Source organism: Exiguobacterium sp. SH0S1 (assembly GCF_004337165.1).
GTDB lineage: Bacteria > Bacillota > Bacilli > Exiguobacteriales > Exiguobacteriaceae > Exiguobacterium > Exiguobacterium aurantiacum_A.
In genome coordinates this window covers 771,677-795,998 of sequence record NZ_SJVC01000001.1, presented here as the reverse complement: position 1 = coordinate 795,998, position 24,322 = coordinate 771,677, and the positions used below count along the sequence as shown (strand labels likewise).

Annotated in this window: 27 protein-coding genes, 1 tRNA gene, 1 other RNA gene and 2 riboswitches; of the genes, 16 read left to right on the top strand and 13 right to left on the bottom strand. The window is 53.8% G+C overall.

Annotation, left to right across the window (positions count from 1 at the left end; translation table 11 throughout):
- Nucleotides 1-38 precede the first annotated feature (38 nt).
- Both EVJ20_RS04055 and EVJ20_RS04050 read right to left on the bottom strand, forming a co-directional pair.
- The gene (locus tag EVJ20_RS04055) at nucleotides 39-371 is read right to left on the bottom strand and encodes a four-helix bundle copper-binding protein (RefSeq protein WP_131463583.1); all 333 of its coding nucleotides are present in this window, start codon (nucleotides 369-371) and stop codon (nucleotides 39-41) included.
- Nucleotides 372-486: 115 nt separating this feature from the next.
- Nucleotides 487-559: transfer RNA gene (locus EVJ20_RS04050), tRNA-Ala, on the bottom strand.
- A 144-nt stretch (nucleotides 560-703) separates the two neighbouring features.
- On the opposite strand from EVJ20_RS04050, the gene EVJ20_RS04045 reads away from it, so the two are divergent.
- Nucleotides 704-1,567 (top strand): GRP family sugar transporter, encoded by an 864-nt coding sequence (locus EVJ20_RS04045; protein ID WP_131507137.1) that lies wholly within the window; start codon nucleotides 704-706, stop codon nucleotides 1,565-1,567.
- A 29-nt stretch (nucleotides 1,568-1,596) separates the two neighbouring features.
- Here EVJ20_RS04045 and msrA read toward each other — a convergent pair whose 3' ends face one another.
- Both msrA and EVJ20_RS15200 read right to left on the bottom strand, forming a co-directional pair.
- Nucleotides 1,597-2,115, bottom strand: a complete 519-nt coding sequence (msrA, locus tag EVJ20_RS04040; RefSeq protein ID WP_131463580.1) for a peptide-methionine (S)-S-oxide reductase MsrA — start codon at nucleotides 2,113-2,115, stop codon at nucleotides 1,597-1,599.
- A gap of 61 nt (nucleotides 2,116-2,176) precedes the next feature.
- A riboswitch (SAM riboswitch) is annotated at nucleotides 2,177-2,276 on the bottom strand.
- A 44-nt stretch (nucleotides 2,277-2,320) separates the two neighbouring features.
- Nucleotides 2,321-2,482: a hypothetical protein gene (locus tag EVJ20_RS15200; protein WP_173647367.1), complete on the bottom strand. Its 162-nt coding sequence runs from the start codon at nucleotides 2,480-2,482 to the stop codon at nucleotides 2,321-2,323.
- A gap of 120 nt (nucleotides 2,483-2,602) precedes the next feature.
- Between EVJ20_RS15200 and EVJ20_RS04035 the strand changes: the two genes are divergently transcribed.
- The 9 genes from EVJ20_RS04035 (at nucleotide 2,603) to EVJ20_RS03990 (ending at nucleotide 11,446) form a co-directional block, all read left to right on the top strand.
- Nucleotides 2,603-3,997, top strand: a complete 1,395-nt coding sequence (locus tag EVJ20_RS04035; protein WP_131463578.1) for an amidase family protein — start codon at nucleotides 2,603-2,605, stop codon at nucleotides 3,995-3,997.
- A gap of 69 nt (nucleotides 3,998-4,066) precedes the next feature.
- Nucleotides 4,067-5,128, top strand: a complete 1,062-nt coding sequence (rlmN, locus tag EVJ20_RS04030) for a 23S rRNA (adenine(2503)-C(2))-methyltransferase RlmN (RefSeq protein ID WP_016509033.1) — start codon at nucleotides 4,067-4,069, stop codon at nucleotides 5,126-5,128.
- A gap of 163 nt (nucleotides 5,129-5,291) precedes the next feature.
- Complete coding sequence (locus tag EVJ20_RS04025) at nucleotides 5,292-6,173, top strand: SMP-30/gluconolactonase/LRE family protein (RefSeq protein WP_070327194.1); 882 nt, start codon at nucleotides 5,292-5,294, stop codon at nucleotides 6,171-6,173.
- 12 nt (nucleotides 6,174-6,185) lie between these two features.
- Nucleotides 6,186-6,452 carry a hypothetical protein gene (locus EVJ20_RS04020; RefSeq protein ID WP_016509018.1) on the top strand — a complete coding sequence of 89 codons (267 nt, stop codon included), beginning with the start codon at nucleotides 6,186-6,188 and terminating at the stop codon, nucleotides 6,450-6,452.
- A 335-nt stretch (nucleotides 6,453-6,787) separates the two neighbouring features.
- A complete protein-coding gene (locus tag EVJ20_RS04010; RefSeq protein WP_070327195.1) occupies nucleotides 6,788-7,981 on the top strand; it encodes a GTP-binding protein in 1,194 nt (397 codons plus the stop codon).
- A gap of 65 nt (nucleotides 7,982-8,046) precedes the next feature.
- Nucleotides 8,047-8,147, top strand: a riboswitch (TPP riboswitch).
- 79 nt (nucleotides 8,148-8,226) lie between these two features.
- Nucleotides 8,227-8,820, top strand: a complete 594-nt coding sequence (locus EVJ20_RS04005; protein WP_131507133.1) for a YkoF family thiamine/hydroxymethylpyrimidine-binding protein — start codon at nucleotides 8,227-8,229, stop codon at nucleotides 8,818-8,820.
- Complete coding sequence (locus EVJ20_RS04000; protein WP_070327197.1) at nucleotides 8,813-9,388, top strand: ECF transporter S component; 576 nt, start codon at nucleotides 8,813-8,815, stop codon at nucleotides 9,386-9,388. Before EVJ20_RS04005 ends, EVJ20_RS04000 begins: the two co-directional genes overlap by 8 nt.
- Nucleotides 9,381-10,709 (top strand): ABC transporter ATP-binding protein, encoded by a 1,329-nt coding sequence (locus EVJ20_RS03995; RefSeq protein ID WP_161566995.1) that lies wholly within the window; start codon nucleotides 9,381-9,383, stop codon nucleotides 10,707-10,709. Before EVJ20_RS04000 ends, EVJ20_RS03995 begins: the two co-directional genes overlap by 8 nt.
- Nucleotides 10,709-11,446 (top strand): energy-coupling factor transporter transmembrane component T family protein, encoded by a 738-nt coding sequence (locus tag EVJ20_RS03990; RefSeq protein WP_131489705.1) that lies wholly within the window; start codon nucleotides 10,709-10,711, stop codon nucleotides 11,444-11,446. The genes EVJ20_RS03995 and EVJ20_RS03990 overlap by 1 nt, the downstream gene beginning before the upstream one ends.
- A 13-nt stretch (nucleotides 11,447-11,459) precedes the next feature.
- Here the strand turns inward: EVJ20_RS03990 and EVJ20_RS03985 are convergent, their stop codons facing one another.
- The gene (locus EVJ20_RS03985; protein ID WP_131463566.1) at nucleotides 11,460-12,047 is read right to left on the bottom strand and encodes a DUF1643 domain-containing protein; all 588 of its coding nucleotides are present in this window, start codon (nucleotides 12,045-12,047) and stop codon (nucleotides 11,460-11,462) included.
- A 33-nt stretch (nucleotides 12,048-12,080) separates the two neighbouring features.
- Complete coding sequence (locus EVJ20_RS03980) at nucleotides 12,081-12,764, bottom strand: lysozyme (RefSeq protein ID WP_236633385.1); 684 nt, start codon at nucleotides 12,762-12,764, stop codon at nucleotides 12,081-12,083.
- Between the two features lie 87 nt (nucleotides 12,765-12,851).
- Between EVJ20_RS03980 and EVJ20_RS03975 the strand changes: the two genes are divergently transcribed.
- Entirely contained in the window at nucleotides 12,852-13,550 is a 699-nt protein-coding gene (locus EVJ20_RS03975) for a CPBP family intramembrane glutamic endopeptidase (protein ID WP_131489706.1), read from the top strand.
- On the opposite strand, the gene EVJ20_RS03970 is transcribed toward EVJ20_RS03975, so the two are convergent.
- A complete protein-coding gene (locus EVJ20_RS03970) occupies nucleotides 13,528-14,406 on the bottom strand; it encodes an alpha/beta hydrolase (protein ID WP_070327201.1) in 879 nt (292 codons plus the stop codon). The two genes, EVJ20_RS03975 and EVJ20_RS03970, sit on opposite strands and share 23 nt — an antisense overlap.
- A 171-nt stretch (nucleotides 14,407-14,577) precedes the next feature.
- On the opposite strand from EVJ20_RS03970, the gene EVJ20_RS03965 reads away from it, so the two are divergent.
- Nucleotides 14,578-14,997, top strand: a complete 420-nt coding sequence (locus tag EVJ20_RS03965; RefSeq protein ID WP_131463564.1) for a hypothetical protein — start codon at nucleotides 14,578-14,580, stop codon at nucleotides 14,995-14,997.
- A 177-nt stretch (nucleotides 14,998-15,174) separates the two neighbouring features.
- On the opposite strand, the gene EVJ20_RS03960 is transcribed toward EVJ20_RS03965, so the two are convergent.
- From EVJ20_RS03960 to EVJ20_RS03940, 5 genes are all read right to left on the bottom strand, one after another.
- Nucleotides 15,175-15,810 carry an ABC transporter ATP-binding protein gene (locus EVJ20_RS03960; RefSeq protein ID WP_131463562.1) on the bottom strand — a complete coding sequence of 212 codons (636 nt, stop codon included), beginning with the start codon at nucleotides 15,808-15,810 and terminating at the stop codon, nucleotides 15,175-15,177.
- On the bottom strand, nucleotides 15,807-16,811 hold the full coding sequence (locus tag EVJ20_RS03955) for an ABC transporter permease (protein WP_131463560.1): 1,005 nt from the start codon (nucleotides 16,809-16,811) through the stop codon (nucleotides 15,807-15,809). The genes EVJ20_RS03960 and EVJ20_RS03955 overlap by 4 nt, the downstream gene beginning before the upstream one ends.
- Before the next feature lie 66 nt (nucleotides 16,812-16,877).
- Nucleotides 16,878-18,233, bottom strand: coding sequence for a sensor histidine kinase (locus EVJ20_RS03950; RefSeq protein ID WP_131507131.1), 1,356 nt, complete (start codon nucleotides 18,231-18,233; stop codon nucleotides 16,878-16,880).
- Nucleotides 18,230-18,895 carry a response regulator transcription factor gene (locus tag EVJ20_RS03945; RefSeq protein ID WP_131507129.1) on the bottom strand — a complete coding sequence of 222 codons (666 nt, stop codon included), beginning with the start codon at nucleotides 18,893-18,895 and terminating at the stop codon, nucleotides 18,230-18,232. The genes EVJ20_RS03950 and EVJ20_RS03945 overlap by 4 nt, the downstream gene beginning before the upstream one ends.
- Nucleotides 18,896-18,974: 79 nt before the next feature.
- Complete coding sequence (locus EVJ20_RS03940) at nucleotides 18,975-19,865, bottom strand: hypothetical protein (RefSeq protein ID WP_131489710.1); 891 nt, start codon at nucleotides 19,863-19,865, stop codon at nucleotides 18,975-18,977.
- Nucleotides 19,866-20,034: 169 nt separating this feature from the next.
- On the opposite strand from EVJ20_RS03940, the gene EVJ20_RS03935 reads away from it, so the two are divergent.
- The gene (locus tag EVJ20_RS03935; protein ID WP_131440802.1) at nucleotides 20,035-20,442 is read left to right on the top strand and encodes a hypothetical protein; all 408 of its coding nucleotides are present in this window, start codon (nucleotides 20,035-20,037) and stop codon (nucleotides 20,440-20,442) included.
- A 106-nt stretch (nucleotides 20,443-20,548) separates the two neighbouring features.
- Nucleotides 20,549-22,003, top strand: coding sequence for a S8 family peptidase (locus EVJ20_RS03930; RefSeq protein WP_236633378.1), 1,455 nt, complete (start codon nucleotides 20,549-20,551; stop codon nucleotides 22,001-22,003).
- A gap of 55 nt (nucleotides 22,004-22,058) precedes the next feature.
- Here the strand turns inward: EVJ20_RS03930 and EVJ20_RS03925 are convergent, their stop codons facing one another.
- Nucleotides 22,059-22,463, bottom strand: coding sequence for a hypothetical protein (locus EVJ20_RS03925; RefSeq protein WP_070327210.1), 405 nt, complete (start codon nucleotides 22,461-22,463; stop codon nucleotides 22,059-22,061).
- 120 nt (nucleotides 22,464-22,583) lie between these two features.
- On the opposite strand from EVJ20_RS03925, the gene rnpB reads away from it, so the two are divergent.
- Both rnpB and EVJ20_RS03915 read left to right on the top strand, forming a co-directional pair.
- An RNA gene (gene rnpB / locus EVJ20_RS03920) (RNase P RNA component class B) lies at nucleotides 22,584-22,951 on the top strand.
- 110 nt (nucleotides 22,952-23,061) lie between these two features.
- A complete protein-coding gene (locus EVJ20_RS03915; RefSeq protein ID WP_131504737.1) occupies nucleotides 23,062-24,228 on the top strand; it encodes a THUMP domain-containing class I SAM-dependent RNA methyltransferase in 1,167 nt (388 codons plus the stop codon).
- Nucleotides 24,229-24,322: the final 94 nt, after the last annotated feature.

Sequence of the window (24,322 nt, the reverse complement as noted above, 5' to 3'; positions counted from 1 at the left end):
ACAAAAAAAGTCTAACACAAGGTTAGACTGGAAAGCGATCATGCGGCCGAGAGGTGCCGACACGCCTCGGCGCAGCGCAAGCACGCCTCAGAGCAACGTTGGCAATGGTCGTATAAGTGACGCCCGCATTCGACGGCACACGTATCACACACTTGCGCGCAGAGCGCCGCGATCGGTCTTGTGAACGCAGAGTCGGTTTCGAGCGCGTTCAAGGTGAGTGTGGCGACTTCGGCACATTCTTTCGTCAACCGGATACATTCCGAGACCATCAGCAGGTCTTCTTCTTGTAAACATTTCGAGAAGCAATGGTTGCTCGCCCGGATACAATCGATCACTGCCAAAATCGTCTCTTCGACAGAGGCTCGGTTCATTGGAAGTCCCCCTTAAGATAAATGATGTCTTACAATCATTACCCGGTTCGTGTCGACTTAAACCGAGGCGGGGACACAAAAAAGCCGGCCCACATCAGTGGACCGACTTAAGGAATGGAGCATAGCGGGCTCGAACCGCTGACCTCCACGCTGCCAGCGTGGCGCTCTCCCAGCTGAGCTAATGCCCCGTTGGAAATTATTATATCATTCTAATAAATGATTTGGCAACAAGAAAAACGAAAGAAGTTTGAAAATCATTTTTTTGAAGTTTAATGAGCGCTAGAGCCGGGAAGAATAGACAGAATGTTATATTAAGAAAGCAGGTGCAACGTATGGAGATGATTTTGCTAGCGCTACTGCCCGCACTCATGTGGGGGAGTATCCCGCTTATCGTATCTATTGTCGGCGGCAAGCCGATTCAACAATTGATCGGCACGACGATCGGCGCGATGGTGATGGCGGTTGTCATCGCGCTCGTCTTCAAACCAGAGTTCACGACGCTCGCGATCGTGACTGGTTTCATTTCGGGTGTGTTCTGGGCGCTCGGACAGTACCTTCAGTTCCAGTCGTTCCAAATTTTAAGCGTCTCGAAAGCGATGCCGATCAGTACAGGGATGCAGCTTGTCGGGACATCACTGTTCGGAGTCATCGTTCTCGGGGACTGGAAGACATCGACCGAGCTATGGCTCGGCTTCTCGGCCCTCGTTTTGATCATCATCGGGGCCGTCATGACGTCATATCAACAAAATAAAGAATCGGACAGCAGTAGTGCTTTGAAAAAAGGGCTACTCGTGCTCCTCGTTTCGAGCATCGGTTACGTGACGTACGCCGTCCTGACCAACTACTTTGAAGTGGACGGCATCACCGCGATCTTGCCACAGTCGCTCGGGATGTTCATCGCCGCGCTCTTGTTCAGTCTTCGTGAAAAAGATGTGAAAAAATTTGATCCGAAGACGTTCAAGAACATCTTCGCCGGGCTTGCCTGGGGCATCGGGAATTTCGGGTTGTTCGTCTCGAGCGGAGAAGTCGGCATCGCCACGTCGTTCGCCTTGTCACAATTGAACGTCGTCGTCGCAACGCTCGGTGGCATTTACTTGTTAAAAGAAGAAAAGACGACGAAAGAACGTGTCTTCGTGTTTATGGGGATCGGTCTGATCGTGGTCGCTGGATTCATGCTCGGGCTTGCCAAGAGCTAAAAAAACGACGGGCATGAGGCCCGTCGTTGTCAGCTTGTCCACGTCTGGTCGATGAACTCGTCACGGCCAGATTGTTTCCGGTCCGCTTTATAGTGGGCCGGATTTTTTTTATGATAATCTTGATGATAGTCTTCGGCCGGGTAAAAGACGTCAGCCGGTAAGATTTTCGTCACGATCGGTTGTTTGAACTTTCCGCTCGCGGCGAGCGCGTCGCGACTCTGTTCTGCCGCCACGCGTTGCTCTTCCGTATGATAGAAGATGGCGGGCGCGTATTGTTGCCCGCGGTCTTGGAACTGGCCGCCGTCGTCGGTCGGATCAGTCTGAATCCAATACAATTCGAGCAGGCGCTCATATGAGAATTGAGAAGGATCGAACGTGATCTCGACGACCTCGTAGTGACCACTCGTGCCTGTCTTGACGTCTTTATACGTCGGATTGTTAACGTGTCCGCCTGTATAACCGGATACGATTCCTTCGATTCCTGGCTGTTCCTCGAACGGTGTCACCATGCACCAAAAACAACCACCTGCGAATGTAGCTTTTTCCAAAATAAAATCCCCCTCATGTTCATTCCAAAAAAACGCCCATGTCATCGACATGAGCGTTTTGTCATATCGTCCAAGGCGATGCCTTGCTGGAAGTAGCACCTTGCCGAAGCAGGTTGCTGTGAAGTCGTAGAGCCAGGTCTCTCGTTCACTCAAGATATCGATATGTAGTTGGTGACAGCATCATATCATCTGTCTCGTTTAAACGTCAACGATTTGGTGTGCGCCGAAGTTGAAATAGCGTGGCACCAACAATCAAGATAATGAGGGCGATGGACGCAGGGAATGCCCACGGCAAATCATCCCCAAACAATTGTAGAAAGAACAGGGCGAACACGGACAGTAAAACAAGGATGTAAGAGCGGGACATGGCTACCTCCAATAACGTTTCTTCTAGTGTATCAAGTTGCACATCCAATGGCGATAAAAAGAAGGGGATTCGATGCATTAAGCGAATACCGAATAACATTGCCTATAAGGAGGGAATTGGATGCAAGACTTATTTGAACTAGACATCGAGACCGCACAGCGCGGATATAAAGAAGGGACGTTCACGGCCCGGGACGTGACGGCCTACTATTTGACACGGATCGCTAGCTTGAACGATAAACTGAAAGCGGTCATCCAAGTGAACCCGGACGCGTTGTTTGAGGCGGAGGCGGCTGACCGTGCCTACCGACGCGGAGACCGGCTGCCACTCCTCGGTATTCCCGTTTTACTCAAGGACAACATCGAGACGGCGGGACTCATGAGGACGACTGCCGGCGCCGTGGCGCTCGAGCATCACTTTGCCGGTCGTGACGCTGAACTCGTCCGTCGCCTCCGTGAGCACGGGGCGGTCATTCTCGGCAAAGCCAATTTATCGGAATGGGCCAATTTTTTGACGGAGGACATGCCGAACGGATGGAGCGGGGTCGGTGGCCAGACGCTCAATCCGTATGGTGACAATCTCGACGTCGGCGGTTCGAGTTCTGGTTCGGCGTCAGCGGTCGCTGCGAACTTGACGATGCTCGCTGTCGGCAGCGAGACGAGCGGGTCGATCATCCACCCGAGCGTCCATAACGGCATCGTCGGCATCAAACCGACGGTCGGGCTCATCAGCCGGAGTGGGATCATCCCGATTTCGCGGTCGCAAGATACGGCCGGTCCGATGGCGCGGACGCTCCGCGACGCGGTGCTCGCACTAGAAGCGATGTGCGGGGAAGACGACTCGGACCCGGCGACGACACATCTACCGGCCGGTCCACCGTACCGGACGTGTCTCGACGAACGTCAAGCCGTCGGCATGCGCGTCGGTTTCGTGAAGGCGGAACTGTCGGATGAAGAACAGACGCTCTATCAAGCGGCGCTGGCGTTACTCAAAGCGAGCGGGGTCGAGCTCGTCGAAGTCGACCTGCCGTCAAACGACGGACTTGACCAAGGCGACGTCCTCTACCATGAGTTCAAGCTCGGGATCGAGGCGTATTTGGCGACGACAGCGCTCCCGTATGAAACGCTCAAGGACTTGATGGACTGGAACAAGCTTCACCCGGAAACGATCCCGCACGGACAAGTTACGTTCGAGAAAGCGAATCAGTTATCAGGGCGTTTGACCGAGTCGAGCTACCTCGAGCGACGCTTAGCCGACGTCCGGCACGCGAAAACGGACGGCCTCGATCGTTTATTGATGGAACAAACGCTTCACGCCCTGGCGTTGCCACACGACTTGAATTACGATATGGCGGCGAAGGCAGGGCACCCGACGGTCACGATCCCATACAAGCTCAAACAGAGCGGGGCACCTTTCGGGCTGTCATTCACGGGTACGAGCTATGCGGAACGAGACCTCATCCGTATCGCCTACGCGTTCGAACGCCACGTGACGCGTCCGATCCCGCCTATGTAAGAACGTTGCACCTGTCGCTCACGTCCGCTACAATGGTACGTATGCGGATTGAAGAAAGGACAGATTACAATGAAATCATCTATATATGGGCTGACATTTGATCAGCTGTCGGACGCTTGCGTATCTTGGGGATACAGTGCCTACCACGCCAGACAAATATGGGACTCGCTTTACATCGACCGTGTCAGACGGCTCGACGAGATCGCGGTTCGTCCCGAAGTTCGCGAACAGCTTGAGGCGAACTATGCGCTGACGACACAAGAACTTTTCGTCAAACAAGAAGCGGGTGACGGCACGGTCAAATTCTTACTTAAACTGCACGACGGGCATTATATCGAAACGGTGCTCATGCGCCATAAGTATGGACGTTCCGTCTGTGTGACGACACAAGTCGGGTGCAACATCGGCTGTAGTTTCTGTGCGAGCGGCCTCTTGAAAAAAACACGCGACTTGACGGCGGGTGAGGTCGTCGAACAGATCATGACCGTTCAACACTATTTAGACGAGGTCGGTGAAGATGACCGCGTCAGCCACATCGTCGTCATGGGAATCGGGGAGCCATTCGATAACTTTGATAACTTGGTCGACTTCCTCCGTGTCGTCAAAGACGAGCGCGGTCTCGCGATCGCTCCTCGTAAAATCAACGTCTCGACGAGTGGGCTCGCCGACAAGATCTACAAGTTCGCCGACCTTGACCTGCGCATCAACTTGGCCCTCTCGCTGCACGCGCCGAACGATGCGCTGCGGACGAGAATCATGAAGATCAACCGGGCGTTCCCGCTCGATAAACTGATGCCGGCGATCCGCTACTACGTCGAGAAGACGAATAAACGGATCACGTTCGAGTACATCTTGCTCTCGAAAGTGAACGATTTGCCGGAACATGCCGAAGAACTCGCGGCGTTGATCGATGACATCAAAGACAAGTCTTACGTCAACTTGATCCCATACAACCCGGTCAACGAGCACATCCAGTACGAGCGGAGTACGACCGAGGACATCATGGCGTTTTACGACGTCTTGAAAAAACGGGGCATCAATACGGGCGTGCGTCTCGAGCACGGGACCGATATCGATGCGGCGTGCGGCCAATTACGCAGTAAACAAATGAACGTCGAAGGCGCCAAATAAACGAGCGCTCCGAATCGAAACCGATTCGGAGCGCTTTTATCGTGCCCGGGCGCATAATGCGTCAGACGAGAAATATCTTTAAACATTTTTGTGAATGATGAATAGTCCTTACCCCCTCAGGGAATAGTCTTTTGATATCAAAGCAGAGAGTGGAGGCAATTCAATGGAGACAGTAAACGCTACGTTATGGATTCGAGTCAGAAACACGCTCGGGGAAGGGCCTTGCTGGGACGCTGAACTGAAGCGGTTCTACTGGGTCGATATCGAAGGGCACGCGCTCTGGTGGTACGATGAGAAAGAAGATGAATTATCTTCGTTTGATATGGGACAGCAGGTCGGATTTGTCGTCCCTAAAGTGACCGACGGCGTGATCGTCGGATTGAAGGATGGTATCTATGAGTGGGATGAAACGTCGAAACAACTCGATAAACTCGTCGAACTTGATGACCCGGAAGGTGTCCTTCGCTTCAACGATGGGAAAGCCGACCCGTACGGTCGTGTCTTCGCCGGGACGCTCCACTTAAAAGACGAGTCTGAGCAGGCGACGTTGTTCCGCTTGAACCGCGACGGCACGACCGAGGTTATGTTGAGCGGATTGACGTTATCGAACGGGTTGACGTGGTCACCTGACCATACGTCGTTTTACCATATCGATACGCCGACCGAGACGGTTCGCAAGTTCCCGTTCGATTTGAAAACGGGCACGCTCGGGGAAGGTGAGGTCGTCATTGATTTCAAGAATGAGGACGGGTTCCCGGACGGTATGACGTCGGATGAAGACGGCTTTTTATGGATTGCCCACTTTGCAGGCGGGCGCGTCACGCGGTGGAATCCGGAGACGGGTGAAAAAGTGCTTGAAGTCATCGTCCCGGCGCCGAACGTCACGTCGTGTAGTTTTATCGGGGATGACTTAAAACAATTGGCGATCACGACGGCACGGGAAGGCATGGACGACGAGGCGCTCGCCGCTCATCCGGATGCGGGTTCGGTCTTCAAGATTGATACGGACGTGAAAGGGATGCCACTTTATCGGTTTGGACGTTAAGGAGGGACGGCTATGGTGAAGCGATTGCTCGTGCGAGCGGGAATCGGATTGGCACTAGCGGCGGTGGCTCGGGTCGGGATTCAAAAGATATTGGACGACCGGGCTCGGAAAGAAGACCATACGTATCTTGAACCAAAGTGGGACGAGACGCCGAGTGTGGATGCCGATAAGGATGATGACGAGGTCGGATTGACGCAACTCGATTCGATTTACCGGGCCGAGTGGCAGGCGAACACGTATCCTCGCTCCGAGGCGGAACGGAAAGCGTTAGAAGAATAACCGGTACGAAGAACATATCCAGAGCTTTTTCTTCGGCCGTCGAGGCCTCAGAAAAAGACAAATGGCCGCTAGATGGCGACCGTTTGCGTTGCTCGTTCGATGGCGCCCCGACTCCTGCAGGAAAGCAATCCAACGGAGACCCAGTAGCGACGTGAGTCGCGATGAGGCTCCGGGATTGCCTGCGGAAAGCGTGGGCGCCCGAAGGACGAGCGATAACAATCATGTTAGTCAACAAGAAAACACGCTCCTTTTGAGCGTGTTTTTTTGTTGACAACGGACGTGATCCCGTTCATTATCTAAAAAGTAATGATTACGATTTAAAGGTGGTATACATCATGAAACGAATTCCGATCACAGTCTTGTCCGGATATTTAGGAAGTGGCAAGACGACGTTGCTCAATCATATGTTGAACAATCGGGATGGTAAAAAATATGCCGTCATCGTCAACGATATGAGCGAGCTGAACATCGATGAGCGATTGATTGACGGGGCAGGTTTTTCACGGACGGACGAGAAGTTGGTGGAGCTGTCTAACGGTTGCATCTGCTGCACGTTGCGAGAAGATTTACTCGAGGCGGTCAGCGAGATTGCGAACGACCGACAGCTCGACGGCATCATCATCGAGTCGTCAGGCATCTCGGAACCGATCCCGGTCGCGCAGACGTTTACATATGCGGATGACGCCTTGGGTATCGACTTGACGAGCCGTGTGTATGTTGACGCGATGGTGACGGTCGTCGACGCATATCGATTTTTAAAAGACTTCAACTCGGGCGAATCGCTGCATGAACGGAAACAGGCTGTCGACACGGGTGATGTCAGGGAAGTCGTCGACTTGCTCGTCGATCAAGTCGAGTTTGCCGACATCATCGTCCTCAACAAGGCGGACCGGGTCACGGAACCGGAACTGCACGAAATCGAAAGTCTGTTACGCGCGTTAAACCCGGCGGCGCGACTTTTGACAAGCACATACGGGAACGTGTTGTTGTCCGACCTGTTAGACGTGAACTTGTTCGACTTCGACCAGGCGATGCATGCCGCCGGATGGATCCAAGAGCTCGAGACAGACGACCATACCCCTGAAACCGAAGAGTACGGCATCAGTTCGTTCGTCTATCGCCGCCGCCGTCCGTTCCACCCGGAGCGTTTACATGCGTGGATCGAACAGTTCCCGGAAGAAGTCGTCCGGGCGAAAGGTTTTTTATGGATCGCCTCACGGAACGACATCGCGTGCTTGTTCTCCCAAGCGGGGTACGCGTCGACGCTCGAACATGCCGGGCGTTGGCTCGCGACGCTTCCTGACGCGGAACGAAAGCAGATGTTCGCCGCCGAACCAGAGCTTGAGGCCGATTACATCGAGCCGTACGGCGACCGCCAGACGGAGCTCGTCTTGATCGGTCACCGAATGGACCGAGTGCGCGTCGAGCTTGAACTTGACGCCTGTCTACTGTCAGACGAAGAGATGGCGTCAGACTGGACAACGTTACGGGATACGCTTCCAGGAAACGGGATCGCGACGTTTTCATGATTTAACCGTTTACAATTCAGAATCGAACGGCTATACTTTTGCTTGCATGAACAACCGCATACATTGGACTACACTAGGGGTGCTTCGGCTGAGATGTGAGCATGGCTCCAATCCCTTATAACTCGATCCAGGTAATACTGGCGTGAGGAAGTGTGGCACTTTTTCTGATGGATTGATGATTGGATAAGTGGCCGCATTCTCATGGATGCGGCTTTTTTGTGTAACCAAATAAGGGGGGAATCATCATGAATCAACAATGTGGAACGAGCCCGATCGTCGGGTTCCGCTTTACGCTAAGCCCGATGACGTCAGAGTTCATACCGGTCATCAAAGGAGCACTCAAAGAGACTGATTTAAGCAACGTCTGGAGGCACACGGACGATGTGTCGACCGTGATTCGCGGTCGGGCCGAGCACGTGTTTGACGTCGCGAAAGCAGTCTTGTCACACGCCACGAGAACAGGGGCGCATGTGTCGATGAGCGGGACGTTCTCGGCCGGATGTCCGGGCGACACGGCCGGGGACAATCTGCTCGACGTATCGAGTGAGCCGGTGAACGGGCGGGTAGGTGCGCAATACGTCTCTTCACAGTTCGCGCTCTACCCGCTCGGTGATGATGATTACATGGACATCATCTATGAAGAGATCGATTTCGCGAAAGAACGGGGTGTGTTCAATGACGCGATGCATTATGCCTCAGGAATTCACGGAGACATCGAGCCGGTGTTCGCGTTTTATGAGGCGACGTTCAACCGTGTTCGCGAGAAGACGAGCCACGTCGTCATGACGGTCACGTTCAGTGTGAACAGTCCGTCACACGAGGGACGCGTTGATGCTTAACTCATGGAAGTTGAAAGAAATCGTCTTGTTGTCGATTTTATCGGTCGTCTTTGCCGTCGTCTATTTGGCGTTCGTCCATGTCGGGAACTTGTGGGCCGGCTTGATCGGGCCGATCGCCTATGAATGGATTTTTGGGATTTGGTTCATCGTCTCGATTATTACCGCCTACATCATTCGAAAGCCAGGCGCCGCCTTTTTGTCGGAAGTGCTCGCAGCGTCGATCGAGATGATGATCGGCAATGCGATCGGTCCGCGCATCATCCTCGTCGGCATCATTCAAGGACTCGGCGCCGAAGCGGCGTTCGCACTAACCGGGTATAAGCGGTATGACTTGTGGGTGCTCATGCTCGCCGGATTCGGTGCGGCAGTGACGAGTTTCGCATATACGTACGTCATGGGAGGTCTCAGCGCGCTAAGTCCGACGTACGTGGCTTTGATGTTCGCACTACGGGCGACGAGCGGGATGCTCATCGCAGGGATCGGCGGGAAGATTTTGAGCGACTTGTTGCTTCGAACGGGTGCGCTAGAAGGGTATGCCGTCACCCGGCAGAGGAAGGCACATGGTTGAGACCGAGCGTCTGGCGTTTCGTTTCCCGGGAGAAGAACGCGACGTATTGACAGATATCACACTTCGTCTTAAGGACGGCAGGACGCTCATCACCGGGGCGAGCGGGTCGGGGAAGTCGACTTTGTTCGCCTTGTTCAATCGGCTCTACCCGGACAACTGTGATGGGATTGTGACGGGGCGATTGCATCTATTCGGTCGGTCCTATGCCACGTATCGGCCTGGCGAGGTGAATCGCCGCGTCGGGACGGTGTTTCAAGACCCGGACAGCCAGTTCGTCATGCAGACGGTAGAGGAAGAGCTGATTTTCACGCTCGAAAACTTTTCGGTCGCCCGAAGCGAGATGATGGACCGTGTCTCAGCGATTTTGCACGAGTTACATTTGTCCGATTATCGCCACCGCACCATCCATGATTTATCAGGGGGCGAGAAGCAGCAAATCGCCGTCGCCTGTGCCTTGATCGGATGTCCGGAATGGCTCTTACTCGACGAGCCGCTCTCACACCTCGACCCGGCGACGGCACGTCGGTTCGTTCGCTGGCTCGACAAGTCCGCACGGAACGTCAATATCGTCGTCATCGAGCATCGTCCGTACATGTGGGGCGACTTCTTTGACCGGCACCTGGAACTCGTGAACGGAAGGATCGCAGGCGATGGATCGTTCGTCGTTCAACCGGATTATACATTTACGCCGATTGAAACGACACGGGGCACAAACACATTATTTCAGATACCGAAAGTGAATCACAAAAAGTTTCAACTTGCAGCGAGCAAAATCGCAGTGGCCCCCGGGGATGTGATCGCCATCCTCGGTCGGAACGGCAGCGGCAAATCGACGTGGCTAAAAAGCCTGGCGCGGCATCACCGTGAAGTCGGGCTCGTCCCGCAATCCCCGGCGCATTTGTTTGTGACGAGTGACGTGTCGCGGGAACTAGCATATGGACATAACCGTTCAATCGAGGACATGTTGGCACGCCTCGGGCTTGAACGTCTGCGTGACGCCCATCCACTCTCACTCAGTCACGGTCAAAAACGGAGACTCGCCATCGGGGTGATGCTTCTGTCGGGTAAACAACTGCTCGCGTTTGATGAACCGACGGCCGGTCAAGACGAGGCATCACTTCGAGCGCTCCATGCATTGATGGCTGAACGAGTCCGTGCGGGGCAGACGGTCTTGTTCGTAACGCACGATCTCAGTTTCGCCCGTGCCGCGAGCACGTATTATTTGATGAGTGACGGGAACTTGAGTGGGCCGTACGATGCGTCGATTTGGGACGACTCGGACTTATTGCGGGCCCACGGACTGTTGACGGAGGCGTTTTGATGACGTTTCACGAGATGAACCCGACAATCAAGTTCTTGACCGTGACGTGTCTCATGTTCGGTCTCGCCTTCGTGTACAACCCGTGGACTCCGCTCGTCGTCTTCTTCGGCACAATCGCCCTCCAATTCATCTTTTCCGACGTGAGCTGGAAGCGATGGGGACTGTTCATGATCCCATTTTTACTGACCGCGCTCGGGACGCTTTGGACGACGCTCGTCTTCGGCAGAGAGGCGAGCGGGCAAGTCGTGTTCTCGCTCTTCGGCAATGATGTCACCGAGGAGAACGTGTTGTTGGCGGCGACACTTTCGCTTCGGGTCCTCGCCTTTACGGTCCTGTCGCTTCTGTTCACGCTGACGACGGACCCGAAGCGGTTCGTCTACAGTCTGATGCAGCAGGCGAGATTGTCTCCGAACATCGCCTATAGCGTCTTCGTCGGCTTTCGCTTTTTCCCGATTTTAAAGATCGAACTGATGCAGCTCTATGAAACGCATGCCTTACGTGGCGTGCGCCTCGACACCCGGATCGATCACGTGCGGCACATCCCGAAACTCCTAATCCCGCTTCTTGCCGGCGCTATCCGTCAAGCCGAGCGGATCGCGTTCTCGATGGAGGCTCGGGGATTTACGGGTGAACATCGTTCCACGTACGAGGTGATTCCGGTCACGCGAAACGATTTTCTGTTGGCGTCACTCTTGTTCACGCTGTTCGGAGTAAGTGTATGGATCGGCGTGCGATAAAAAACAGGACGACTCATTTCGAGTCGTCCTGTTTTGTCTCTTTCAAGATCTTAAATTTCGGTTTGATCGATTCGTTATTGAACGCTTCGAGTACCGTATTTTCATTGGCCATGCGAATTTGTTGCGGTTCGCCTTTTGACGTCGTACCGATACAATACATGCTCGCCTCGTGCTCGGCGAATAACGTCTTGTACAGTGTGGAATGGTGCATGAGGCGCCCAGGCGAACCCCAACCGACGATGATCATGCCGCCGCTCGTCTCGACCTCGTCGAGCGTCTCTTCCACGTAATGAAAGTTCACTTCGTCGAGTTGAGACTCGACGTAGGGTAGGTTGTCATTGATGGCGAGCGTCGGGACGAGACTGATGACGCGCATCTCGCGGATCGGTTTGTCCAAATGGTTCCGCATGAGCATGTAGGCGCGTTGAGTCGTCGTACCAGATAAAAATGCATCGCTCATCCGTGGAGAATAGATGATGACGGCACAAATCACCCCATCGACGACGTCGGTGAATTCATACGTTCGCATGTAACGCTTTGTCTTGTCTTCGTTAAATATCGATTTGACTCGAATCGTCACTTCCTCGATATGCGTGTTCATGTTGTTTCCTCACTTTAACCAAGTAGTGCCGGGTCATGCCCAGCCTGCGAACCAATCGAGATACCGGATCGTATACCGGGCGACCTGCTGCGTCGTCGTCGTCGCGTCACCAGGCAGTAAAGACAGCTCGTCCTGATACTGCTCATAAAAGGACATGACGTCTGACACGTACTGGTCACTCCGGTTGTATTCAAAGATGGCGTTTTGAATCGAGTCGACTGAATCAGTCGTCTGCCCGCCGTGCTCGCTCAAATAGTAAGCGGCGGCATGGGCCGAGTCGACCAAACTATGAGGGTCGGCCTTGCCGTCATCATCCCCGTCTCGGCCTAAGCCGCCGTACTGCTCAATCAGCGTCAAGTCGGTCAAATCGACTTCGTCTTCCGGGACATCACCTTTTTGGTCATCCGTATCGTACTGCCAACCGAGCCACGTCCGCGGCATAAATTGGAACGGTCCGATCGCGCCGACCGAAGAGCGCATCGATGAACTGTGCGAGAAGATCGTCTCGACACGGTGGACGGCGGCGAGTAGCCGCCAATCGACGTCATAGGTGGCCGCGGCTTCCTTGTAGACGTCTTGGTGGACCGCCGGGATACCGTGGTCACCGTAATAGGCCCGGTAGAGGGCGTTGTTCACTTTATCATGTTGACCAAACCAGCCGATTGCGCCGAGGCACAGCACGATCACAAGCATTACGCCGGTCAGTCGCAGCATCATTCGTTTCAAGATTCCGCCTCCTAGCTTTCTAGACAATACCCGAATAGTGTAGCATATAGCTAACAGGAAGGACAGGAGAGGATATAGATGCTTGAACAGGTCGTCTTTACGATTATTCTTGCGTATTTATTGATCGTACAACTATTCAACGCCCGGCTCGTGAAGCCGATGATCGAGGCGCTCGGGAGAACCCGTGTCTATGAAGAGACGATCAAGTCGGCATGGGGGCTGAGCCTGCTCTTACTAGCGCTCGTCTTCTTGTTCCAAGTCCCGCCGGAAGCGGTCGGTCTCGGGTTCGCGCCGCCGGATGGGGACGGGCGCGCCTGGCAGTATTTCTTCTTTTCGACCATAGTCATCTCAGGTCTCATCGCGTTCTATTTGCTCGTCAAGACGTCGGCCGCGTTACGGACAAAGCTTCGGCCGTTTTACGGGCTTGAGATTGAACGATTGCTCCTTCCGCGCACGACCGACGAAGCGAGAGCGTGGGGCGCAGTATCGTTCACGGCCGGGGCGACCGAAGAGTTCATATTCCGCGGCGTCCTCTTGTATACGATTTCTTTATACACGAACGTCCCGGATGCGACGCTCGCCATCATCGGGGGCGGGCTGTTCGGTCTGGCCCATGCGTACCAGGGTCCGAAAGGGGTTGTCACGACGGGCCTTGTCGGTTTCCTGTTCGGCTATTTATATTTGGCGATGGGAATGCTGTGGCCGTTGATCCTCATCCATACGTTGCTCGACTTGATCGCCGGGCCGATTCACGTCACCGACGCAAAAACTGACTGACAGCGTTCTCGTAGGCAGGTTGGTCTTTTAAGATACAATTCGTATGCTCGGCGCCGTGAATGAGTGCGAGCGCGTTCTGGCGGTTGAGTGCGTTCATCTCGACGGACATCCAGGTCGGGACAAAGTCGTCTTTCGTGCCATGGATGAACAGCACCGGTGCAGTGATTGATGCGAGCGCTACTTTCGGTCGGACTTGCCGCATCGTGAACCGGGCCCGACTCCACAAGAAGTAATTGATGCCGGGCAACAACAAGTCCCCCGGTAAGCGATGTAGCACGTTCAATTGGTGACGCATGAGTTGCCTCATGTCATCGAACGGGCACTCGGCGATCAAAAAATCCACATCAGTGAGCGGCCCGGCCTGAAGAATCGTCGCGGCGCCCATCGATACGCCGTGGAGCCCGACTTGATCGACCGTCTCATGGTCGCGTAACCACTCGACCCAGTCGACGATGTCATGTTTCTCGTGGTATCCGTACGAGGCGTACACCCCTTCCGACTCTCCGTGTGAGCGCAAGTCGACCGCAAGCAAGTTATAGCCGAGCCGGTGGAACATCGCCAAGTGCGGTGCCATAAAGCTGTGGGAGGCCGTATAACCGTGGACAAAAACAATCCACTTTTTATGATTATTGTTCCGATAGACCCGGCCATACAGACGGTAGCCGTCACGGGAACGGAGGGAGACGTGCTCGAACGGCACGTCGTGATAAAAGGATTGATCTTCTTTCGTATAGGGTGCTAAGAGCATCTCGGGCGTCTTACGTTTTCCGCGAGTCATCCGCTTGAACGCGTAATAACTGACGGCGTAATAGCCTGTGAACAAAGTCGCGAGACCGTACTTCCATTTTTTCTGCATATAAAACCGCTCCCTTCTCCATTATTGTACCCGAAACGAATCGTTTCGTTCACGTTCGAGTTACTAATGTCCGAGCATATGTGACCGAATTGTCTATGGAAGTGTGAACAAGGATATTTGCCCCGTGAGTCGTTTGACATTATGCTGAAACGGCAGAAAAGAAGGAGGCGGATGAACGTGACGCGTGAAGCGATGTATCGGATGATTCAAGCTTGTTTAATGGGGCGGACGGATTACGTGACCGAAGAGGGGATCAGCATCTATCAGCGGGGGACGCACGAGACCACACATTTGTCGCCTGTACTCGATGCGTTGATCGAATGTTACTTGACCGGGACAACTCGCAGCATTCATCTGTCGCTACATACGCTCGCGATAACCGCGGGCGTCAAACCAGATGAGGCGATGCGGGCGCTCCTGGCGTTATCCGACGTCTTCCTCGTCTCACACCATATCGAAGAGAGGCTTCTGAAGATTCAACAGATTGACATCGATGTGATGCGGACGTTATCCGTTCATATCACGTTCAGCGCCTGGTTGTCCTATCATCTCGACCTCATCCGTCATCCGGAAAGGCATCGGGTCGGTTGATGAAAACTTCAACACGCTGCCATAGATACTGAAAGAAGAGGAGCGTCATCCCCTCCGGGTCGGCGCTCCTCTTCTCATAATCAGTTAAAGTTCTATAGTCTCCTCAATCAGAAGCGGGGTGTCCCGATGCTAGCGCCCCCGATTAAGCGAGTAGTGTGCAAGCATGCGACATACATGTTACAGCGTTTCGAGCTGACCGTCTCGTAAACGGAGAACTCGGTCGCACACATCAAGCATGCGCTCATCGTGGGTGATGACGATCACTCGTTTGTTCCGTTCATGCGCCGCTGCGGCGAGACGCTCCATAACGAGGCGGCCATTCGTATAATCGAGACTTGCTGTTGGTTCATCAGCCAACAGGAGTTTTGGGTCATTGATGAGCGCGCGGGCCACAGCGACCCGTTGCCGTTCGCCGCCGGAGAGGCGATTCGGCAACTCGTTCAATCGATGGCCGAGTCCGAAATCTGTCAACAGCTGTTTCGCGTCGCCGTCTGTGTCACTTTCCGCCTGAATGAGTGCAAGTTGTTCAATGACCGTCAAATACGGGACGAGGTGGGCGTCTTGAAAGACGAACCCGATCTCATTGAGGCGTAACTTCCGTCTCGCTTCTTCGTCGAGTGTAAATACATCGACCGTATCGAGATAGAGTGTCCCGGCATCCGGCTGTTTCAATAACCCGAGAATTTGCAGGAGCGTACTCTTCCCGCTACCGCTCGGTCCGACGATCCCGATGCACTCACCGGGAGAGACGGTCAAGTCGATCCCAGACAAAATCGGTTGTTCATATGCGTGATAAATGCCAGTCAGTTTCATGTCATTCGACCTCCTAAGGCGTCAGCTGCGTCGAGCCGGCGTAGTGTTTGTAGTGGCAAGATCGTCCCAAGGAGCGAGATGAGGACGAAGAGTGCGCTAAAGAGCATCACGTTCGCAAGCTCAAATTGAAATGGAATCGCTTCTGGGACGATACGTGTCGACAGCCATGTGATCAGTGACGCGACGCCGCTCGCGAAGACGACGGTGACGAACACTTGGCTGACGAGCGCTGTGCCGATCGAACGTGTCCGAATACCGATTGCTTTTAAAATCCCGAGCTCTGGCAACTTTTGTAGCGTCACCATATAGAAGAATGCTGTCAAGATGAATGCGCCGATTACTAATAGAAAACCGCGCATCATATCGAACGTGCCTTGTTCGGCCGAATAGCCAGGAACGGACTCGATGATTTCTTGTTTCGTGTACGCGGAGAGGGACGTGTCGCCTTCTCCAAGTAAAGCAGATACGTAAGTCGGACCACCGGCCGCCTGTTGATAGGCGGCCCATGTCTCCATCGTCGTCCAGACGACCGGGGCGTGGCTGAACCGTCCATCCGTCACGCCGGCGATGGTGAAGCGATACCCACTCGTGAAATCTTCGACCGTATCTCCAACGACAAATGTCTCAAGAAAACTCGGGTCGACGAGCACTTCCCCGACTTCGAGGTCGAGTGACGGTCCAATCGACGAATCGGCCGGCAAGGCGAAAACGGTCGCATCGACTTTCGTCTCGTTCACGAACGTGAGCGGTTTGACTGCAAGGGGTGTCAAACCGTCCGTTGGCGCTTGTTCGATGAACGATCGCGTCAATTGACCTTCCGCGTCAGCGGACAAGTGAAACGTGTCTGTATCAAGTTCACGTACGGTCGCACCGTTATCATAAGCGAGCCCATCGGCGAGTCCGGTGATCAGCGTCGTCAACAAGACGATGAGCAGCGTGATCACAAAAATGAGCGAGAACCTCCGTTTTTGACGCCACATTTCTTTCAGTCCTAACTCCATAAAAAAACCTCCTTCATGTCGATGAAGGAAGCATAGCTGACGAACATGAACGGAATATGAACAAACCTACAATCGAACGATAAAGACGCTGCCACGCCCGAGCTCTGAAGTGACGAGGAGCTCCCCGCCGTGCAAGCGGACGATGTCATTCGCGATCGCGAGCCCGAGTCCGGTGCCGCGACTCGTCCGGGACAGATCGGCTTTATAGAAGCGTTCGAACAAGCGAGCCTTTGTCGCATCGTCCATACCGACACCTTCGTCTTGGATCGAGACGGTCGGACGTGTCTCCTCGTAGGCCCGGATCGTGATCATCCCGCCCTCATGTGAGGCATGAATCGCATTGGACAACAAGTTGGACCAAACTTGCGACAACAAGACGGGGTCGCCCGTGACGACGAGCGACGCATCGAGATCCGTCGTGACGGCGACTCCTTTTTGATCGAGTTCGAACGCGTGCATGCGAATCACGTCTTCGATGGAGCGGCTAATCGAGACCTCGGTCTGGAGAGACACGTTGGCCTCATCTAGACGGGCGAGCATCAACAGCTGTTTGGTCAACCCTGACAGACGTTCCGTCTCATTCCGGATGATCGTCGCATATTCTTTCGCCTCGCCTGTCGACTGATCGGCCAGAATACTCGCGTAGCCTGTGAGCGAAGTGAGCGGTGATTGAAATTCGTGCGATACGTTCGAGACGAACCGTCGCCGTTCACCTTCTGACTTTTCGAGTGAATCGACCATGAGGGCGAAACGACGTGCGAGCGTACCGATCTCATCATGACGATTGAGCGGGAGCGAGCTCGGGCGCTCTCCGGAGGCGACAGAGCTCGTCGCAGCCGTGAGGATCTTAAGCGGCCGGACGAGCAGCGTGGTCGCCAAGGCGATCAAGATGAAAGCCGAAGCGGTCAGAACGGCGAAAAATAGTCCGACGAACAGATGAAGCTCACGAATTTGGGCACTCAAGTCCGGACGTAGGAAGACGGCATCATCCCCGTCAGCCCCTGCGACGTTGAAGCCGTACGTATTGATGACCTCGTTATCGAACAGACCGAGCAAAAACAAGTGGAACGGGTAATCGCGCATCCCTTCATAGGCGATGCCCGAGCGGACCGCATCGATCGTTTCGTCATCGATCGTCTCGTCTCGGAACGTTCCACCGTAACGCATGATGCGATCGTCAGGTTTGACGACGAACAGTTGGTAGCCGCTTTGAGCGAGCAACGAATAAAATGCGGTCTCGTCCTGATCGGTATGATTGTCAAAGTAGCCGCGCGCGGAACTTGCCATCTGTTCAGTCTTCGCGCTATACGATGGCTGCCACCACGTGTAATAGGCGACGTTACTGACGAGCAGGGCGATGGCACCCGACAAGAGTAAAATCATGAACACGGTCACGACGATTCGCGAATAGAGCGATCTCATGGCCTCACCTCGAGCGTGTAGCCGATGCCCCGGACGGTTCGGATCATGACCGTCTCATCAGGTAGGCGGCTACGGAGCCGTTTGATGTGGACGTCGATCGTCCGGTCGTCGCCGTCAAACTCTAACCCCCACACGTTCTCGATCAGCTCGTCGCGACTGAACACGCGTCCCGGAAAGGCAGCGAGCTGGTACAACAGCTCAAATTCGCGTTTTGGCAGGTGAATCGTCTCTTGATTGAAGGTGAGGCGATATTCCCGGAGATTTAACGTGAGCGGCCCGGCCTTGATCAATGAGGCGGCGACTTTTTCATACCGTTTCGCCACGGCTTGAAGCCGGAATAATAGTTCTTCCGGAATGAACGGTTTTGTCATGTAGTCATCGGCGCCATGCTCGAACCCGCTCCGTTTGTCTTCCCATTCCCCGAGCGCCGTCAGCAAAATGACGGGGATGTCCACGAGCTCCTTCAAGCGATGACACAACTGTCGCCCGTCCATCCCGGGCAACATGATGTCGATGACGGCGGCGTCGGCCGGGTTCGATAAAAACAATTGCTCGGCCACGTGTCCGTCCATGGCGACCGACACGTGATGTCCGGCCTGCCGCAGCGTCCCTTCAATGAGGCGCAAGATGGCCGGGTCGTCTTCTACGATCAATACGTGCATATCCCTCTTCCTTTCCATATGGCGACCACGGTGAAAACAGGTGGCCTCGGGTAATCCGAAGCCACCTGTCAAGACACGGTCACGTCGGTTTCGTCAACTCGGCGTGAAGTGATCGCAGCGCCCGTAAAAAGGCGTCTTTAAAGTATTTGTCTTCTTTGACTTCGAGCGTCTCGACGGCGGCCGCGTCACCGGCGCTTGCTTTGACGAGCAAGTTGACGACCGTATTCCAGCGTTTCACATGTTCAGGTCGAGGATGGTTCAACGCTTGGGTCAGTGTGAACCAATACGGCTGGTCGCGTCGTTGTAGCGTGGCGATCATTTGTTTGGCCGTCTTCGCTTCGTCTTCGGTCGGCAGGGTGGCCGTATCGAACCAGCCGAGCAGTCCCGCGCTCATCGCCTCGAACTGGACCAACATGTCGGCGTCAATCGGTTCGCGCCCGAACTCGGAAATATTGACGAAAACGAGCCGGTCTTTGCGGTCGAGATGGGTGATCCAGCCTTTGACGGATTTAAGCTTGTCTTTTTCTTTCGACTGGGCTTTGATCGTGTACCCGTTCAATTTCCCGATATAGATGCGGAATTGCCCGCGGTCGAGTTGTTTGTCGACTTTGAATTCGACATCTTGTCCGATCGTGAACGGCGAGTTTTGCTTGTTTAACGTCTCACCTTTCTTCAATTCCGGACGTCTGACGATATAACGGAGCGCTTCCTGCTCGGTCCGGTCGTCGAGCGTCCATAGGTTATGAGGCGTAACATTTTTAAAGCGATGGCGGCGTACGAAAATGTACTGGTCGAGCGCCTCGACGGCGTCCGCGGCAGGACGTTTTCCGGACAAGTAGTCGTCTGCGATGTCGCGAAGTGTCAGCGATTCGAGCCGGTCGATATGTCCGGCGTAAGGGACGCTACCGACGACAAACAGGGCGGTGGCGATCAATTCGCTTTCACGAGGGGTCAAAGGGCGTTTGGCCATAGTGCACTTCCTCTCTTGATTCATATCCTTAGTATAACAAAAACAGATTTCATCATGTTGTGCGAATCGAGCCGTTGGAAAATTTGTACAGGTATACAGGATTTCGGCATTTTATTCCGAATAGTTGTTAACATAGACGGATCAGTGGAGATTGAGATGAGGTGAAGAGATGAAGCTGTCGATTGAGTCTGGGGATTATGTCGTGTTGATCGAGATCAATAAAGAAGTGTTGAAATGTACGTCGCTTGAACAAGCTGATTATGCGGACCGGGATCGCTATGAATTGGTCGGACGGATGAGTGAACGGCTCCCGGCTGAAGTGATCGTCCCTTCGATCATCGACTATATCCGCTTTGGAAGTGGCTATATCGGTGACAATATCGTCTGGAATAAAGAGACGGAGTCATTCTTCTGTCAACAGTTCGAAACGATTGACGGTTCGCCGCTCGGTGAAGATTTAGAAGGTTTTACACCGGACCCTTACCGGACGGAGTTGGCCCGGTATTATACGTACTTGACGATCGGTAAAATTATCGATTTTGAGATGGAACATCCTGATGAGCCGGACTACTGGTAAACCGTCAGAAAAATGTCACAACCTTTTTTTAAGAAAAAAGGGAAATCCGTCGTGAAATTTGAGATAATGGGTAAATCTTAGGAAGTTTGGAATGGAGCGTAAGGCGATGAAAAAAATTCTTCTACTGACGGCTTTGACGTTACTCGTGCCTTCGACTGCCGGGGCGTCTAAGCCGGTGTTGTTAGAGAAGCATGGGTACGTTGTGACAGAGCCGCGGGTCGGTAACCAATATTACATCAAGCAGACCGGTACCGATTTAGCGTGGAACACGACCCGTGGGGCGTCAGACATTGTCGTCGCCTTGATCGATTCATCTGCAGACCGGAGCCATAAAGAGCTCTATAACGTACCACGAGTCGTCAATTCGATTAAAGGGCCATACAGTGTCGACTATCACGGCACGCACACGGCCGGAATCATGTCGGGACTGCACAATAAATTTGGGATGGCCGGTCTCGCACCGAACGTCCGCTATCATTTCTATAACGTCTTCTACGGGAAGAACTCAGAGTTCACGGATTCGTGGACGGTCGCCAAAGCCGTCGACACGGCCGTTGCCAAAGGTGCGAACATCATCAATTTGTCACTCGGGGGACAGGATTACGATAAAGTGCTCGCCGACTCGATCCGCCGGGCCCGGGCGAAAGGTGTCGTCATCGTCGCCTCGTCTGGAAATGACGGCGCGAAGACTTCTTTCCCCGCCAATATGAAAGAAGTCATCGCCGTCGGAGCGGTCGATGCGAATCGCCGTGTCGCCTCGTTTAGCAACATGGATAGCCAAGTGAAAATCGTCGCACCGGGCGTGAACATTTTATCGCTCGGCGTCAAGAACAGTTTTATCTACATGGATGGGACATCGATGGCGGCGCCGATGGTCTCGTCTGGGCTTGCGCTCGTCAAGTCGGTCAATCCGTATTTGACACCGGCTGAGATCGAGGGACTGCTTCAAAAAATGCCTCGCGTCAGCGGGAAGACGTACACCGAACTGAACACGAAGCGGTTGCTTGACGCGACGCCGCGTCCGGTCACAATCACGTCACCAGCGACGCTACGGAACCGTTATGTGACGGAGGCGAAGCTGGCTCTTTCGAACAAACCGAACTTGAAGACGTCTTATTACCTCTATCAGGGAACGCGCAAAGTGAAGACGTTGACCGCAAACAATCCGGCTTTTACCATGTTCGCCGGTGGGGACTGGCTCCCGAGCGGGCAGTACCGTCTAACCGCGGTCGTGACGGACGGGAAATTTAAACGTTCAGCCAGTCGTTCGTTCACGTACGTGAACCCGGTCAAACCGTCCGTGGCGATCAAAGTGGCCGATGCGCAGACGTTCGAACTGACGACGACGCGCAAAGGGACCGTCACCGTGCTCGATAAAGACAATCAAGTCGTCTATGAGGCACTGCATATACCGGGAACGTTTCCGGTCCGTAAAAGTACCGCCGAAGGCCTTACCGTCCTCTTGAAACCGACCGACATCTCCGAAAAAGTCGTCTCGACGAAGTATGCCCCGGCATTACCTGTCGTCGAAGAAACGACGGACACGACTGAAGCGATATAAAAAAACGCCCGCATCTCCGACAGACGAGTCGAAAGATGCGGGCGTTTTTAATTCGTTAATCGATTGTGATAGCTTCACCGCTCCAGCGGATATTCGCTTCTAAGACGTTGCCGTTGTCGTCGATGTGTTCAAAACTTAGCTTCCCGTCGATGATGATTTCACATAGACCGACGCGAACGGCGTCGCTCCAAACGCGTCGCGTCTGTTTCGACGCGTCGAATAAAGGAATCGATTCAGGAAAACGTTCCTGTAAATGGGCCAAGTTATGGTGATCGAAGTGATAAGCGCGTTTAGACAATTCATTCGGTCCTTTAATGTCAAACGGCTCAAATCCTCGGACGAGTCGATTTTTACGGTAGAAGGCGAATACGCCGTTGTTCGGGTGGAGCGCTTTAATGTCATCGATCTCGATCACATAGGTCAGTCGTTGGATCCAACCTTTCTTTGCATCTTGACGCATCAAAATCCCTCCTTGTTCAATGGAACACGCCTTATTTTAGCGCTGACGCCAATGAAAATCAAGTTCGGTTTCTTAGTTGTCATATTTGGCAATATCCGCTACAATGATTAAGTGACTATGAAGTCTGGACAATCGCGGGACGCAAGTCTTGAGGAAAGTCCATGCTCGCACAGCCTGTGATGGCTGTAGTGATCGTGCTACACGAAAAGATAAGTGTAGGCAACGCAAGTTGACGGCAGAAGAAGCACCTAAGTCTTCGGATACGGTGCAAGCTTCTTGAAAGTGCCACAGTGACGGAGTCTGTTCGGAAACGTTCAGAGTGGAACGAGGTAAACCCCACGAGCGAGAAACCCAAACTATGGTAGGGGAACTTCCTGACTGGAATCGAACGGGACGGAAGGCGCCAAGCGGCGCAGATAGATGATTGTCACTCCATCGTGCCAGGGAAACCGCTACGAGCACCGGAGTACAGAACATGGCTTACAGGGCAGCATAGTCTCAACTTACATTGACAAGGAGTTCAAGCAATCTTACTTGAGCTCCTTTTTACTTGACCATTTTACGCTTAACAATTACGAATTAGGAAAGTAGGGATCATATGGCAAAACGAAAACTGATCGCAACTGCAGCGATGGGCATCGAAGCGCTCGTCGCTAAAGAAGTACGTGACCTCGGTTACACGTGTGAAATCGAGAATGGACGCGTCTACATCGACGCCGAGATGGAGGATATTCCCCGTTTGAACATTTGGCTCAGAACGGCCGACCGCGTCAAACTCGTCGTCGCCGAGTTCAAGGCGACGACGTTCACGGAACTATTCGACGGTGTCGTCGACTTGCCTTGGACGGAGCTGATGCCGTGGGACGCCCGTTTCACCGTCGACGGACGTTCGGTCAAGTCGCAACTGTTCTCGATCCGCGACTGCCAAAAAATCACCGAGAAAGCGATCGTCGATGCGATGCAACGCGGCTACAACAAACCGGATGAATGGCTTCCGAAGACGGGTGCGATCTATCCAATTGAAGTCGCGCTCTTGAAAGACGTGGCGACGATCACGATCGACACGTCGGGTGACGCGCTCCATCGTCGCGGCTACCGCGAGCTCCATTCGCAGGCACCGCTCAAAGAGACGATGGCCGCAGCGATGATCAAACTGACGAACTGGAAGCCGGACATGCCGTTCTATGATGTGTTCACAGGCTCTGGTACGCTCGCGATCGAGGCCGCACTCATCGGTCGCAATATCGCACCGGGATTAAACCGTGAATTCTGTTCGCAAGATTGGCCATGTGTACCGAAGAAAGCTTGGTACGAGGCAATCAATGAAGCGAACGAAAAAGCTGAGTGGGACAAGCCGCTCAAGATTTACGGCATCGACCTCGACCCGCGCATGGTCAAACTCGCCAAAGACAACGCCGACCTCGCCGACGTCCGTGACGCGATCACGTTCGTCCACACCGATGCGGCGGCGCTCAAGCCGACCGAGGATTACGGGATCATCATCGGCAACCCGCCTTACGGTGAGCGGTTGCAGACGGAAGATGAGATCATCGAGCTGTACGAGCGGATCGGGCAGCAATATGCCAAATATCCGGGTTATAGCGTCTATATGTTGACGAGTTACGAAGACTTCGAGAAAGCCTACGGCCGCCCGGCGACGAAGCGCCGCAAGCTGTATAACGGGAATATCGAGACGCAGTACTACCAGTTCTTCGGCAAACGTCCGCCGAGACGTTCAGTCGAGACGACTTCAGAAGGTAAGTAAGTCGTCATTGCTCGTAGATACAAAGAAACGCTTCTAGAGCGACTTCAGACCGTAGACACATGTCTATGGTCTTTTTTCTGTTCGGACGACAAAA

Excerpts from the sequence above, each read along its gene's own strand:
- EVJ20_RS04035 (WP_131463578.1), top strand. The coding sequence starts at position 2,603 with ATGCAAGACTTATTTGAACTAGACATCGAGACCGCACAGCGCGGATAT.
- EVJ20_RS03935 (WP_131440802.1), top strand. The coding sequence starts at position 20,035 with ATGAAGCTGTCGATTGAGTCTGGGGATTATGTCGTGTTGATCGAGATC.
- EVJ20_RS03940 (WP_131489710.1), bottom strand. The coding sequence starts at position 19,865 with ATGGCCAAACGCCCTTTGACCCCTCGTGAAAGCGAATTGATCGCCACC.
- EVJ20_RS03980 (WP_236633385.1), bottom strand. The coding sequence starts at position 12,764 with ATGATGCTGCGACTGACCGGCGTAATGCTTGTGATCGTGCTGTGCCTC.
- EVJ20_RS04010 (WP_070327195.1), top strand. The coding sequence starts at position 6,788 with ATGAAACGAATTCCGATCACAGTCTTGTCCGGATATTTAGGAAGTGGC.
- EVJ20_RS03965 (WP_131463564.1), top strand. The coding sequence starts at position 14,578 with ATGAACGTGACGCGTGAAGCGATGTATCGGATGATTCAAGCTTGTTTA.
- rlmN (WP_016509033.1), top strand. The coding sequence starts at position 4,067 with ATGAAATCATCTATATATGGGCTGACATTTGATCAGCTGTCGGACGCT.
- EVJ20_RS03990 (WP_131489705.1), top strand. The coding sequence starts at position 10,709 with ATGACGTTTCACGAGATGAACCCGACAATCAAGTTCTTGACCGTGACG.
- EVJ20_RS03925 (WP_070327210.1), bottom strand. The coding sequence starts at position 22,463 with ATGCGTCAAGATGCAAAGAAAGGTTGGATCCAACGACTGACCTATGTG.
- EVJ20_RS03960 (WP_131463562.1), bottom strand. The coding sequence starts at position 15,810 with ATGAAACTGACTGGCATTTATCACGCATATGAACAACCGATTTTGTCT.
- EVJ20_RS04020 (WP_016509018.1), top strand. The coding sequence starts at position 6,186 with ATGGTGAAGCGATTGCTCGTGCGAGCGGGAATCGGATTGGCACTAGCG.
- EVJ20_RS03995 (WP_161566995.1), top strand. The coding sequence starts at position 9,381 with ATGGTTGAGACCGAGCGTCTGGCGTTTCGTTTCCCGGGAGAAGAACGC.
- EVJ20_RS04000 (WP_070327197.1), top strand. The coding sequence starts at position 8,813 with ATGCTTAACTCATGGAAGTTGAAAGAAATCGTCTTGTTGTCGATTTTA.
- EVJ20_RS03975 (WP_131489706.1), top strand. The coding sequence starts at position 12,852 with ATGCTTGAACAGGTCGTCTTTACGATTATTCTTGCGTATTTATTGATC.
- EVJ20_RS04005 (WP_131507133.1), top strand. The coding sequence starts at position 8,227 with ATGAATCAACAATGTGGAACGAGCCCGATCGTCGGGTTCCGCTTTACG.
- EVJ20_RS04045 (WP_131507137.1), top strand. The coding sequence starts at position 704 with ATGGAGATGATTTTGCTAGCGCTACTGCCCGCACTCATGTGGGGGAGT.
- EVJ20_RS03950 (WP_131507131.1), bottom strand. The coding sequence starts at position 18,233 with ATGAGATCGCTCTATTCGCGAATCGTCGTGACCGTGTTCATGATTTTA.
- EVJ20_RS04025 (WP_070327194.1), top strand. The coding sequence starts at position 5,292 with ATGGAGACAGTAAACGCTACGTTATGGATTCGAGTCAGAAACACGCTC.
- EVJ20_RS03955 (WP_131463560.1), bottom strand. The coding sequence starts at position 16,811 with ATGGAGTTAGGACTGAAAGAAATGTGGCGTCAAAAACGGAGGTTCTCG.
- EVJ20_RS04055 (WP_131463583.1), bottom strand. The coding sequence starts at position 371 with ATGAACCGAGCCTCTGTCGAAGAGACGATTTTGGCAGTGATCGATTGT.
- EVJ20_RS03970 (WP_070327201.1), bottom strand. The coding sequence starts at position 14,406 with ATGCAGAAAAAATGGAAGTACGGTCTCGCGACTTTGTTCACAGGCTAT.
- EVJ20_RS03985 (WP_131463566.1), bottom strand. The coding sequence starts at position 12,047 with ATGAACACGCATATCGAGGAAGTGACGATTCGAGTCAAATCGATATTT.
- EVJ20_RS15200 (WP_173647367.1), bottom strand. The coding sequence starts at position 2,482 with ATGTCCCGCTCTTACATCCTTGTTTTACTGTCCGTGTTCGCCCTGTTC.
- EVJ20_RS03915 (WP_131504737.1), top strand. The coding sequence starts at position 23,062 with ATGGCAAAACGAAAACTGATCGCAACTGCAGCGATGGGCATCGAAGCG.
- EVJ20_RS03945 (WP_131507129.1), bottom strand. The coding sequence starts at position 18,895 with ATGCACGTATTGATCGTAGAAGACGACCCGGCCATCTTGCGCCTCATT.
- EVJ20_RS03930 (WP_236633378.1), top strand. The coding sequence starts at position 20,549 with ATGAAAAAAATTCTTCTACTGACGGCTTTGACGTTACTCGTGCCTTCG.